The sequence below is a fragment of the Vibrio sp. S17_S38 genome, from assembly GCF_014694375.1.
GTDB lineage: Bacteria > Pseudomonadota > Gammaproteobacteria > Enterobacterales > Vibrionaceae > Vibrio.
This window is the reverse complement of sequence record NZ_JAAUWW010000016.1, coordinates 42,996-55,536: the sequence shown is the minus strand read 5'-3', so window position 1 is coordinate 55,536 and position 12,541 is coordinate 42,996. Positions and strand designations below refer to the sequence as shown.

The window sequence follows — 12,541 nt, the reverse complement described above, 5'->3', positions numbered from 1 at the left end:
ATGATTAAAGTTGATAACAGAAGTGGTAATTTTTATTCATAATCGATTAGTGATGAAGTTATCACTTTTTATCTATCTTTTCACGATTCAAATTTTCCGGGCTCTATTGATTTAATATAGTACCGTGTTTATCTATGCATTAACTTGGAGTTCGTCGTGCCATATCCTTCTGAAATTTTATCCTCTTTTATTGATCAAGGTGTCCATTACCAATCTCACCTATTTACCTTGCCATTAAACTATAAGAATACCGATGGTGAAACGATTCAAATCTATGCTCGTGAACTACGATTATTAGGAAATAAAACCAATGACTTGCCATGGTTAGTTTATTTTCAAGGTGGACCAGGTTTTCCGTCCCCTCGTACCAGCGGTCAATCTGGTTGGTTAAAAGCTGCATTACAACAGTATCGAGTGCTATTACTTGACCAACGCGGTACAGGGCTAAGTACGCCTATTACGCATCAAACTTTGGCAGAAAAAACGCCGCAACAACAATGTGATTATTTAACTCATTTTCGCGCCGACAATATTGTCAACGATGCGGAAGCTATTCGCACTCAATTCAACATAAAAAAATGGGCAATTTTAGGCCAAAGCTTTGGGGGCTTTTGCTCTCTCACCTACCTATCCTTATTTCCTGATAGCTTAACGCGTTCACACATTACTGGAGGCGTTCCCTCCATTACTCAGCATGCCGATACGGTCTATCAAGCTACTTATCAACGAGTGAAACAAAAGAACCAAGCTTTCTTTCAACAATTTCCACAAGCTCAGCCTTTGTGTCAGCGTATTGCCGACCATTTACTCGATAACTATATTACTCTGCCGAATGGACAGCGCTTTACGGTTGAACAATTCCAACTGATAGGCATTAATTTTGGTCGTAGCGACGCAACATTGCCTATGTATTATCTGCTAGAACGCGCCTTTATTGAAGTAAATGGAAAACTAGATCTAAGTTACGAGTTCTTAAATGCTATGTTGGCTGAACAGGCTTATCAAACCAACCCTATTTATGCGATTTTACACGAATCAATTTACTGTCAGCCTTTTGCCAAAAACACTAACAATGACACAGCCTCACTTTGGTCTGCGCATCGAGTACGTCAACAATATCCAGAATTCAATTATCAAAAAGGACAACCATTCTTATTTACAGGAGAAATGGTATTTCCATGGATGTTTGAGCAAATGGAATGCTTGAAGCCACTCCAGCAAGCGGCGCAATTAATAGCAGAAAAGTCGGATTGGCCAACGCTTTATAATCCAGAAGTATTATCGCTGAATAAAGTGCCTATTGCTTGTGCAGTGTATGTAGACGACATGTATGTTGAGTTTGATTACTCACGTGACACATTAGGTAAAATACCCTACAGCAAAGCATGGATGACCAATGAATATGAGCATAATGGCATCGGCGTTGATGGGGAGCGTATATTCAACCAACTTGATAGCATGTTGAACGATTTAAGCCAGCTGCCTATTTATAAATAAGCAATTAGCTTATAAATGAGTAACTAGCGCTTGAGATCACACTTTAATTAAATGGTTACAATAATCCAGTAAATGCATTTTATTTACAATTACACACACTTTTTGTGAGTGCTATGATTTTTCTCATAATTACATTAAGACGAGAAATATCATGCACTCACTTATCAATAAAGACCTAGTTTGCTTGGATTTAAAGTCCAATAACAAGCAAGATTTACTCAATGAAATGGCTGAAATTCTGAAAGAGAATCAGTGTATTTCAAATAAAGATGACTATTTAAAAGACGTGTGGGCGAGAGAAAAATTGGGCTCGACAGGTTTTGAAGATGGCATTGCAATACCACATGCAAAAAGTGCATCTGTTATCAAGCCAGCTTTTGCCGTCGGTATTCACCGCACTGGAATTGAGTATGGTGCAGACGATGGTGAGTTATCGAATATTTTCTTCATGCTTGCCTCGCCAGCCGGTGGTGATAATCACCATATTGAAGCATTAGCACAAATTTCCAGTAAAATAATAGAAGATGGGTTCTTAGATTCACTTAGATCGGCCACTAGCCGTGACGAAGTAGTAAAATTATTAATTGGTGAAGAAGACAACAAACCTTCCATCTCCAGTCTAGCAAAGCAAACTCAAATGAACTTATCCGAGAAAGAACAACCCTCTGCATGGAAAGCCACTCTCTCTCGTATGAAGCAGCATCTATTGTTCGGCACATCACATATGATCCCATTTATTGTGGCTGGTGGTGTATTGCTTTCCCTTTCGGTCATGATTTCCGGTAAAGGCGCAGTACCTGAAAGCGGTATATTAAAAGATATTGCGACCATGGGCATTGCCGGTTTGACACTATTTACAGCTGTGCTCGGTGGCTACATTGCCTATTCTATTGCTGATAAACCGGGGCTTGCGCCTGGCATGATTGGCTCTTGGATTGCAGTGCAACAGTATAATACTGGTTTCCTAGGTGCGATTGTTGTTGGATTCTTAGCAGGCTTTATTGTCTTACAGCTTAAGCGAATTAAATTCCCAGACAGCATGGCTTCACTTGGCTCCATCTTCATTTATCCTCTCATCGGCACATTAATCACATGTAGTATTGTTATGTGGGTTATTGGTGAACCTATTGCCGGAATGATGGCAGCCATGAACCATTGGTTAGCAAGCATGGCGGGCAGTGGCAAAGTGATGCTTGGCGCAATATTAGGTGGTATGACAGCCTTTGATATGGGCGGTCCTATCAACAAAGTAGCAACTCTATTTGCTCAAACACAAGTAGATTCTCAACCTTGGTTAATGGGTGGCGTTGGCATTGCGATTTGTGTTCCACCACTTGGAATGGCGTTAGCAACTTTCCTTTCTCCAAAACGCTATAAAAGAGAAGAACGTGAAGCAGGTAAAGCCGCAGCCATTATGGGAATGATTGGTATAACGGAAGGAGCCATCCCTTTTGCTGCTGCCGATCCTATCCGCGTAATTCCCGCTATCGTCGTTGGTGGTATGGTTGGTAACATCGTAGGTTTTATGATGAACGTAATTAACCACGCGCCTTGGGGCGGCTGGATTGTTCTTCCTGTTGTTGACGGAAAAATTGGCTATATTATTGGTACTATCGCCGGTGCTATTACAACGGCAGTTATCGTTAACTTCTTGAAAAAACCAGTCACCGAAGATGATTCTACAGAGGTGGATACTTCTCCTGTTGAGTCTATTTCAGAAGAAGGCATCGCCCAAGTTCTCGCAATTACCGCTTGTCCATCTGGTGTAGCTCACACCTTTTTAGCCGCTAGAAGCCTAGAAAAAGCAGCAGCGAAGATGGGCGTAAAAATAAAAGTAGAGACCCAAGGCGCTAACGGTATAGTAAATCGTATAACACCAAAAGATATTGCTAATGCTGAATTCGTAATATTTGCTCATGATGTCGCTATCAAGGATCCTCAGCGCTTTACCGGAATGAATATTGTTGACACTCATACCAAACACGCAATGAACGCACCAGAAGAATTAATACGTTCTAAATTGACCGAGACATCAGGCTCTCCATTACCTATTTAAACGTAATTCATTGATTTAAAGATAAAACCCAGAAATTATTCAATTAAATCAATTTCTGGGTTTTATCTTAGTTTCATATTAAAATTGAACCTACTCCTAATTTACACTGTAAACTACTTACCATCAAGGTTGTGACAGCGTCACAATTTTTAAGTATTATTTCTTATCGTCTCGTTCGAAAAATTTCACTCTTCACCACTTTCAATATCCTCTATACTCCAAAGAGAACTCAATTAAATTGGGTTTAATCATTTGTTATTTCAGAATAAAGAGCAAAATATGTCGGACACTATTCGTATTCGCGCACTAGAAAAAGATGACCTTCGATTCATCCACAGTTTAAATAATAATCGCAGCGTCATGTCGTATTGGTTTGAAGAACCTTATGAATCCTTCATGGAGCTTGAAAGCCTTTATACAAAGCATATTCATGATTTAAATGAGCGACGCTTCATTGTAGAAAATGGTGACAAAGAACATGTTGGTCTAGTTGAATTAGTTGAAATTAACTACATTCATAGAACCGCAGAATTTCAGATTATTATTGCACCTCACTTTCAAGGTAGACGTTATGCTCGTTCTATTATCGACCGTGCGGTTAACTATGCGTTTAAAATTCTAAACATCAATAAATTGTATCTGCAAGTTTCTGATGAAAATGAAAAAGCCGTCTATCTATATGAGAGCTTTGGTTTTAAACGTGAAGGACTGTTAATTGAAGAGTTCTTTATGAATGGTCAATACAGAAATGCAATTCGAATGTATATGCTACAACGCGATTATATAGGTCAGCAAGATAAGCCAAGCGCAATAAATGCCATCGAATAACACTACAGACTAAATTTAACACAAAGGCACAATATCCCTAATTTTTGTAAACAGGTATATTGTGCCGTCGTCTCTATTAATCGATTTATCTCATCTAAGCGCTTTATTTCATACCTTCACTCATCGCTTCGACTAATTTATTGTCTGCCGTATCACCCGTGAGCTCCCAAGCAAAAATACCCGCTAAACCTTTTTCCTCCACCCATTGAGTTTTGGCTTTAATCGAACGCTCATCATCAAAAGAAATGAATACTTTTTTATCTGGATTCCACAAAAATGGGGCTTCTGATTGTGCATCATAACCATATTGATAACCTTGTTTTTTACCGTAATTTTCCATGAGATCCCAATACATAAAATAGCCCGGTTCACCGGTACCAAAGCTTGCACCTTTGTCTGACGTTAAATCTCCCATAGGTAATTTACCATCAAAATCTTTCGTACCTTCCCAGCCTCGTCCATAAAAAGCAGCCCCCATTACCAATTTATCCGCAGGGATACCGAGTTTTAACATTTGCTCAAGAAAAACATCTGCGCCCATTCCCCACCAACTACGGTCAGTCGCATGTAAATTGGTCAAGTGTCCCGTTTGCTGCCCCCAACCGCCTAAGAAATCATATGTCATTGCAAACATGTTACTCAAATACGGCGCAGCTGACTTCCAATCTATTTGTGATGCTTTAGGGCCAACTCCAACCGCAGAAGACAACTCATACTTTCGGTTAGTTCGCTCTTGTAATTGATCTAAATCATGACGAATCGTTTTGACTAAATAAGTAAATGCTTCTTTTTCTTGTACTTTTTGTTCATCGGTTAACTTGCCTTTTTCATCCCAAGGCGAAGTAGTTAGGCCACCGCCACCAGGATATTCCCAATCCAAATCAATGCCACCAAAAAAGTCATATTTCGCAATAAGCTCTACCGCCGTTTTGGCGAAATGGTCCATTGATTTTTTATCTTTGGCCATTGCATGGAATGGTTCCGACATTGTCCATCCACCAAATGATGGCAAAATAGTGATGCTAGGGTGATCTTTTTTCAATTGGGCAAGTTGCGCAAAGTGTCCTTTATAATTCACATCGACATCGACTTTGCCAAAATCGACTTCTAACGCCGCTTTCTGATCGATAATAATCGCGGTATAAGGATCTTTCCCCTTACATTGTTGTTCGACTTGTTTGATTACTTTTTCCCCTGCACCAGTATGAGGTCCACACATAGATAAAAAAGCATAAATAATATGAGTGAGTTTATCCGCGGGGATATCTTTGACGGTATAAGGATGTTGCTTATTCTCATATTGCCAATCAGCAAAATATCCAGCAACAATTGGTTTAGATAATCTAGGTTTTGGATCATCATTCGCTGATGACGAATACGACACTAGACTCGATAGAAATAAAGCAACCGTGGATGCTTTTATCTTATTTTGATTATTCATAACCTTCTCCCATAAAGAGCAACATGACTCACTTTAATGAAAGTAACCAAATAAACTGACTTATCAAGTGACGACTCTGAAGATTACGAGTTAATGCCCAATTTGTTTAAGTGAGATAGGAAGATTCATTACTCTTTGCATAAATCCGAAATATGCCTCGCAAAAAATATTTACGGTAAATAAAACCCTCAAAGAAATTCCACATTTCTTTATGTTTTTTATTTTCAGTTTTACGCTTTTTTATGCCAACGATTACGCAAGCGGTTGCTAAAAAAAAAGTGAGACCTAGTGGCACTTTTCTAAATTTATATTTGACTTCTTTGCTCGTTATTTCGATGATGAAGCCAGTAAAGGTAAGGCATTAAGACCAGAATAAAGAATATCACCACTTATCTTTTTCTCACTATGGTTCATTCACTTTTAAAGGTCCTAAAATGAGTAGCAAATTAAAACAACTTCGCTCGCTAACCACCGTTGTTGCCGATACTGGCGACATTGAAGCTATTGCTAAATATCAACCAGAAGATGCCACAACAAATCCTTCTTTGATTTTAAAAGCCGCTCAAATAGAAGACTACGCACCTTTAATCGACCAATCTATTGCTTATGCAAAAACCCAAAGCCAAGACAAAGCTCAACAAGTGCAAGACACGTGCGATATGTTGGCCGTAACAATTGGTAAAGAAATTCTAAACGTAGTACCTGGTCGTATTTCAACCGAAGTCGATGCTCGTCTTTCGTACGATACAGAAAGCAGCGTAAAAAAAGCGCGTCAGCTGATCAAAATGTATAACGATGCTGGAATTTCAAATGACCGTATTTTGATCAAACTAGCTTCAACATGGGAAGGTATTCGCGCCGCTGAAATTTTAGAAAGCGAAGGTATTAATTGTAACCTCACCCTACTATTCTCTTTTGCTCAAGCTCGTGCTTGTGCTGAAGCTGGCGTTTTCCTGATTTCACCATTCGTGGGTCGAATCATGGATTGGCATAAAGCGAAAGAAGGTCGTGACTTTGATGCATCGGAAGATCCTGGCGTGAAATCAGTGACCAGCATCTACAACTATTACAAACAACATGGTTACAATACTGTGGTAATGGGTGCGAGCTTCCGTAACGTCGGTGAAATCTTAGAGCTTGCAGGTTGTGACCGATTAACTATTAGTCCGCAGCTTTTACAAGAGTTAGAAGATAGCCAAGGTGAAGTCATTCAAAAACTAATTGCAGATCAAGACGTTCAACCACAGCCTGAAAAAATGACTCACGCTGAATTCTTGTGGGAGCATAACCAAGATCCAATGGCAGTAGAAAAATTAGCGGAAGGTATCCGTGCATTCGCCGTTGATCAAGGTAAATTGGAAGCCATGATCGAAGCGAAATTATAAGCACTGCAAAGCCTTATATTACAAATACAAAAAAGGTCACTTCTAAAGTGACCTTTTCTCATTTCATGTATTCGTAAACGACAGTTTTAATCACGCTGCTAGCAATAATAATTACACAACAAACAATACTTACACTGCCAACAATGCTTACGCAGCGAAAATCACTATCGCTTCAAATTTGAAAACGACTTTATTCGCCGTCTTGATATTCGTGAGTATCCGTTGGACGCAATTGCAACTGGACTCCCATTAAGAAGTTACGCAAAATTTGATCTTTACATTCACGATAATGTTTATTATCTGGCTTACGGAAAAACGCACTGAGTTCATGTTTGCTTAAACGAAAGTCTGCTGCTTCCAGTGCTTCAATGATATCTTCGGCTTTCATATTAAGTGCAATGCGCAACTTCATAAATACCATGTTATTGGTTAAACGATTTTCGGGCACTGGTTGCTCACCTTCACGCTTACCTCGTTTAGTATTAATCAAACCATTGAGAAAGATGGCCAATTCCGTATCGCTGCATTTTACAAATTCGCTATCGTCTTCTTTTTTTAGCCAATTGATCACCTGTTGTCTGGTAACACTCAAATCGGCAGCGTTAAATATATCCACCATGTTGGTGTCTTTAAAGTCAAAAGTGTAGCGAATGCGGCGTAAGATATCGTTATTGGTCAAAATAATTCCTAGTGTTAGGTGTGATTGTAATTTAGCGAAAATCATCTTTTATTCAAGCTTAAAAATGAAAAGCTCGCCACTTTAACAGAGTTAATAACGATTAAGTACAACTAACCTGAACTATAGATAATGATATGCCAAGCTTACTTGAGGATCGAAATAATTTAGCCATCAATAGATATATCGTAAGAATGTCTTGGTCTATTGCTAAACCTTTGAGACAATCTACGTCAACACCTTATATCAAACGGTTTATTATGAAAATTTTAGTTCGAAATCTTGCCCGTACCATGACTGAACACGAAATCCGCACCTTATTCTCTGAGCATGGTTCTGTTGGTGCATGTAACCTTGTTTTAGATACCGAAACAGGCCAATCAAAAGGTTTCGCTTTTGTCGAAATGCCAAATGAAGATGAAGCCAAAAAAGCAATTGAGAGTTTAAACCAAGCATTAGTGGCAAAAAGCAAAATTCGAGTAAAAAAAGCTGACGTTTAATTCTAGTCATAAATAAGACATTTAAAACCAGCCTATCGTGATAATGTGGCTGGTTTTTTACTCTGCAATTTTATCCCTCTGCCGCCAAGGAACTTGAGATGGACCAACAATTCGTTAGTATAAAACTAAAATTTGGGATCTTCTTTTTACCACTCATCTTTGTTTGGTTCGTTTTTAAACCTGTCTACCCTATTTTCACCAAAGTGATCAGTTTTTCATGGCTCTGTTTTCTTTATACCGTTTCATATACCACTCCGACCGATAGTGCAGCCGGTGAAATGGGTGTAATGGGAGGCGTGCTTACACTTTGTTTCGTCCCATTTTTGATCTCTTTATTGGTCAATAAACGCAGTATTAAGAAAGCTTCAAAATAATCAGCATTACTATTTCCCAATAGCTCAGGATTAGAGTCTGGGCTATTACGCTTCCATTAATTCCCCCATAACCGCTTCCATTGAAAGCTCTTCATTCTTATAAGCCGGTTGCAGTAATTGTTTGCGTAAGGTTACCACTTCACCAATGATGATTAGAGCGGGGCTTAAACCTTTAAGATCATTGGCAAGCCTGACAAGATCTGAAATTTGACTCACATGAACTTGCTGATTTTCACTGCATCCGTTGCCTATAATGGCTAATGGAAAATCTGCATTTAGCCCTTCGCTCATTAACCCTTGTTGAATATTTAAAGCTTGCTCTAATCCCATATAAAAAACTAACGTTTGCCCACTAGACACCAAACCTGCCCATGATGAGAATGCGCCACTAGTCACATGCCCAGTCACAAGGGTTACGCTACGAGAAATATTCCGATGCGTAAGTGGTATTTTAGCCGTTGCAGCACATCCAATCGCCGCCGTAATACCTGGGATCACATCATATTCAATATTCTCTGCAACTAAGGCTAAAGCTTCTTCACCACCTCGGCCAAAAATAAAAGGGTCTCCTCCTTTTAAGCGTACGACTTGTTTTCCTTGTTTCGCCTGCTCTATTAATATTTGATTAATCTGATCTTGCTTTAAACTCGGTTGACCACAACGTTTTCCAACATAAATCTGCTGACAATCATCTGGGATCAAATTTAAAATATCTTGTCCAACTAAACGGTCAAAAACGACAACATCGGCCTGTTCGATTGCTTTATAAGCTTTTACTGTTAGTAATTCAGGGTCATTAGGGCCGGCGCCCACAAGAAGTACACGGCCATATTGTCTTTTTAGACGGCAATGAATATCACCCGTTATCGTTTTTATTCTATTTATTTTACTTATGGCATCTAATGCTGAGCAATCCATTATCATAATTTATCCTTACTATTCAGTTTATTACATCAGCCTCACACTAACCTTTACAACAATTTTGTGAGTAGCAGTTATTGAACCGCCGTATTACTTCACTGTCATCACATCTATCGTTTTAGATTTCAAATAACGATTCACTTCTGGCAAACATGAACCGCAATTGGTGCCACACTTCAAGGCACTTTGTAAATCACTCAATGATACTGAGGGGCGAGTTTCTAATACTTGTAGAATATCCAGTTCAGTCACTCTAAAGCAGCTACAAATCAACGTAGACTGCTGATCTTGAGAAGACGACAGTGCACTCAGTACTTGGGTTAATTTTAACTTTTGATTGATTAATGGAATGAGAGATTCTGACGATAAGGCCACAGGCTGATCACTAATTGAAACGACGCAAACTATAGTATCGTTAACGAGGGCGACCATGCCCCAACCCTTTTCATGATCTAAGCTTAAAAACTTACATCGAGGATGCTCTTTTTTTATCTGTGCTTGAATTTCGAGCTTAGTAATAGTGGCTCGATGGGCAAATCGCCATATACCTTTTTGATAACTGGATGTAATGGCTTTGTCTTGATAATTAACATGCTGTAGGCTGAGGTAATCCCAACGATTGAGAGTCAAATTAATGCCCACAGATATACCGTAACTAGCAACCTCCATCGCGGTAATATCCACAATTTGGGATTTAAACGCTGGCTGACCCGAATGCGGATCGACAATTCTTTGCATGGCCGCATTCACTTGACTGGTTTTACCGTATTCTCCAGCCCAATGCATCGACATGAAAACTTGTGAATGCGTTAAGTTATCGTCAATAGACAGCTTAGCGGTGACACTTTTTTTATTATCATTTCCGCCTTGATGAACGCAAACCAGATACCCAATTTTTAACTTAGCTTGCTCGGCATCAAGGCTATTCATATATATCGTCGGCTCAACTTCTGTTGCCGATAAATGAGCAATATGTCCTGTGCGAGTCATGGTGTGCCATTGATCACGTTGACGACCAGTATTTAACCAATAGCGCCCCTTATCCAAAGCACGATGAAAATTTGGCTTGGTTAATACAAAATTGGCTTTTCCTGAATCGGTCGGAAAAGCAATGCCCTCATTAGATTTATTACGGAATACATCAGTTTTATGACGTAATACATCAATATTTTTTGGATCATTTTTATTTGATTCTGATTTCAGGGTGATAATTTTAGGAAGAGGCCAGCGCTGGGGTAACCAAGATTGGTATTCAGGATCGGTTAAGGTTGATAGTGCAGAAATATCAAGTTGTAACGGTGTATGTTGATTTAAACCAGTCATCGCTGCATATTCACGAAAAACATCTGCTTCGCTGGCAAACTCAAATCCTGAATCAACCTCCATTAACTCGCATATTTTTTTACCTACTTCAGTAACCATCCACCAATCAGGCTTGGCTTCACCGGGAGGTTGAATAAACTGCCGTTGACGAGTTAAGCAACGCTCTGAGTTTGTTACCATACCTTGCTTTTCACCCCAACCTGCTGCAGGAAGAAGGATATCCGCATACTGAGCAATATCCGCATTCGCAGTAATATCGGACACAACTACACATTCACACTTTTCTAATGCTCGGCGTATTTTGTCACTATCCGGTAATGACACCACGGGATTAGTAGCCATTATCCAAATAAAACGAACCTTGCCTTGCTCAATTGCATCAAATAAATCGACCGATTTCAACCCTGCTTTTTTAGCTATGTTTGGCGCTTGCCAGAATGCTTCAACTTGTTTAATTGATTCATCGTCAAACCCACGGTGAATGGCTAACTGATTCGCTAAACCTCCCACTTCTCGTCCACCCATCGCATTAGGTTGCCCTGTGATAGAAAAAGGACCACAGCCTGCTTTGCCTATTTTTCCTGTTAACAAGTGGGCATTAATAATAGCATTCGCTTTATCTGTACCCGATTCAGACTGATTAACGCCTTGGCAAAATAAAGTCACGGCTGTCGGTGTCGCCGCAAACCATTGGTAAAAAGACGCTAAAATGTTCAAATCAATATTTAAGGATTGGCTAACGTGGCGGAGTTGGTATTGTTCCGACTTCACTTCTTCAATAATGTCATCTACACCTTGGGTAAATTGATCAACAAAGGAAAAATCGATGGTTTGATTTTCTGTAGTTTGATTATCCAATAGATAGCGTAATAGCCCGTTAAAGAGCAAAACGTCCCCATCATTAGCCACCGCTAAATGCAAATCAGCTTGCTCTGCGGTAACGGTTTTACGTGGATCGATCACGACTAATTTGAGGTTAGGGTTCGTTTCTCGCGCTTGCTGTATACGACGAAATACAATGGGATGCGTCCAAGCGGTATTAGCCCCCACAATGACAATTAAATCCGTCTTAGATAGATCGTCATAACTGACTGGTACTAAGTCTTCACCAAAAGATCGTACATGAGCGGCCACCGCAGATGACATACATAAGCGAGAGTTGGTATCGATATTACTGCTGCCAATAAATCCTTTCATCAGTTTATTCGCGACATAATAATCTTCAGTGAGCAACTGGCCTGAGACATACATTCCAATCGATTCAGGACCGCTTTCTTGAGCAATACGATGCATAGTCGAGCTGATCATTTCGATCGTATGCTCCCAACTCGCTTGTTCACCATGAACACGAGGATACAGTAAACGTGAAGGCATATTTAAGCTCTCAGCTAATGCTGAACCTTTAACACACAATGCACCTTGATTGGCTGGATGATTTCTATCACCCACAATAGCGCCATCCTTTTGAATACTGACACCACAGCCAACGCCACAATAGGGACACGCTGATTGAATGCATTGCTTTGTCATCGACTATTCC

Annotated in this window: 10 protein-coding genes; 6 read left to right on the top strand and 4 right to left on the bottom strand. The window is 39.7% G+C overall.

Annotated elements, in window-relative coordinates; all coding sequences use genetic code 11:
* The first annotated feature begins 156 nt into the window (after window positions 1-156).
* The 3 genes from HC725_RS12765 to speG all read left to right on the top strand — a co-directional run bounded on the left by HC725_RS12765 (window position 157) and on the right by speG (window position 4,381).
* On the top strand, window positions 157-1,497 hold the full coding sequence (locus HC725_RS12765) for an alpha/beta fold hydrolase (RefSeq protein WP_446751368.1): 1,341 nt from the start codon (window positions 157-159) through the stop codon (window positions 1,495-1,497).
* 151 nt (window positions 1,498-1,648) lie between these two features.
* Window positions 1,649-3,553: a PTS fructose transporter subunit EIIC gene (locus HC725_RS12760; protein WP_190332207.1), complete on the top strand. Its 1,905-nt coding sequence runs from the start codon at window positions 1,649-1,651 to the stop codon at window positions 3,551-3,553.
* Window positions 3,554-3,832: 279 nt separating this feature from the next.
* Window positions 3,833-4,381: a spermidine N1-acetyltransferase gene (speG, locus tag HC725_RS12755; RefSeq protein ID WP_190332206.1), complete on the top strand. Its 549-nt coding sequence runs from the start codon at window positions 3,833-3,835 to the stop codon at window positions 4,379-4,381.
* A 103-nt stretch (window positions 4,382-4,484) separates the two neighbouring features.
* On the opposite strand, the gene HC725_RS12750 is transcribed toward speG, so the two are convergent.
* The gene (locus HC725_RS12750) at window positions 4,485-5,822 is read right to left on the bottom strand and encodes a glycoside hydrolase family 18 protein (RefSeq protein WP_190332205.1); all 1,338 of its coding nucleotides are present in this window, start codon (window positions 5,820-5,822) and stop codon (window positions 4,485-4,487) included.
* 434 nt (window positions 5,823-6,256) lie between these two features.
* Between HC725_RS12750 and tal the strand changes: the two genes are divergently transcribed.
* A complete protein-coding gene (gene tal, locus HC725_RS12745; RefSeq protein ID WP_190332204.1) occupies window positions 6,257-7,207 on the top strand; it encodes a transaldolase in 951 nt (316 codons plus the stop codon).
* 190 nt (window positions 7,208-7,397) lie between these two features.
* Here tal and HC725_RS12740 read toward each other — a convergent pair whose 3' ends face one another.
* Window positions 7,398-7,886, bottom strand: a complete 489-nt coding sequence (locus tag HC725_RS12740; protein ID WP_190332203.1) for a DUF1456 family protein — start codon at window positions 7,884-7,886, stop codon at window positions 7,398-7,400.
* A 257-nt stretch (window positions 7,887-8,143) separates the two neighbouring features.
* Between HC725_RS12740 and HC725_RS12735 the strand changes: the two genes are divergently transcribed.
* Together HC725_RS12735 and HC725_RS12730 are read left to right on the top strand one after the other, a co-directional pair.
* Entirely contained in the window at window positions 8,144-8,383 is a 240-nt protein-coding gene (locus HC725_RS12735; protein WP_190332202.1) for an RNA recognition motif domain-containing protein, read from the top strand.
* A gap of 98 nt (window positions 8,384-8,481) precedes the next feature.
* Window positions 8,482-8,757, top strand: a complete 276-nt coding sequence (locus HC725_RS12730; RefSeq protein ID WP_190332201.1) for a hypothetical protein — start codon at window positions 8,482-8,484, stop codon at window positions 8,755-8,757.
* A gap of 45 nt (window positions 8,758-8,802) precedes the next feature.
* Here HC725_RS12730 and cobA read toward each other — a convergent pair whose 3' ends face one another.
* Both cobA and HC725_RS12720 read right to left on the bottom strand, forming a co-directional pair.
* Window positions 8,803-9,681 carry a uroporphyrinogen-III C-methyltransferase gene (cobA, locus tag HC725_RS12725; protein ID WP_190332200.1) on the bottom strand — a complete coding sequence of 293 codons (879 nt, stop codon included), beginning with the start codon at window positions 9,679-9,681 and terminating at the stop codon, window positions 8,803-8,805.
* Window positions 9,682-9,768: 87 nt separating this feature from the next.
* Window positions 9,769-12,531, bottom strand: coding sequence for a nitrate reductase (locus HC725_RS12720; RefSeq protein ID WP_190332199.1), 2,763 nt, complete (start codon window positions 12,529-12,531; stop codon window positions 9,769-9,771).
* Window positions 12,532-12,541 lie beyond the last annotated feature (10 nt).

Coding starts and splice junctions, on each gene's coding strand:
- tal (WP_190332204.1), top strand. CDS start 6,257: ATGAGTAGCAAATTAAAACAACTTCGCTCGCTAACCACCGTTGTTGCC.
- cobA (WP_190332200.1), bottom strand. CDS start 9,681: ATGATAATGGATTGCTCAGCATTAGATGCCATAAGTAAAATAAATAGA.
- speG (WP_190332206.1), top strand. CDS start 3,833: ATGTCGGACACTATTCGTATTCGCGCACTAGAAAAAGATGACCTTCGA.
- HC725_RS12730 (WP_190332201.1), top strand. CDS start 8,482: ATGGACCAACAATTCGTTAGTATAAAACTAAAATTTGGGATCTTCTTT.
- HC725_RS12720 (WP_190332199.1), bottom strand. CDS start 12,531: ATGACAAAGCAATGCATTCAATCAGCGTGTCCCTATTGTGGCGTTGGC.
- HC725_RS12750 (WP_190332205.1), bottom strand. CDS start 5,822: ATGAATAATCAAAATAAGATAAAAGCATCCACGGTTGCTTTATTTCTA.
- HC725_RS12760 (WP_190332207.1), top strand. CDS start 1,649: ATGCACTCACTTATCAATAAAGACCTAGTTTGCTTGGATTTAAAGTCC.
- HC725_RS12735 (WP_190332202.1), top strand. CDS start 8,144: ATGAAAATTTTAGTTCGAAATCTTGCCCGTACCATGACTGAACACGAA.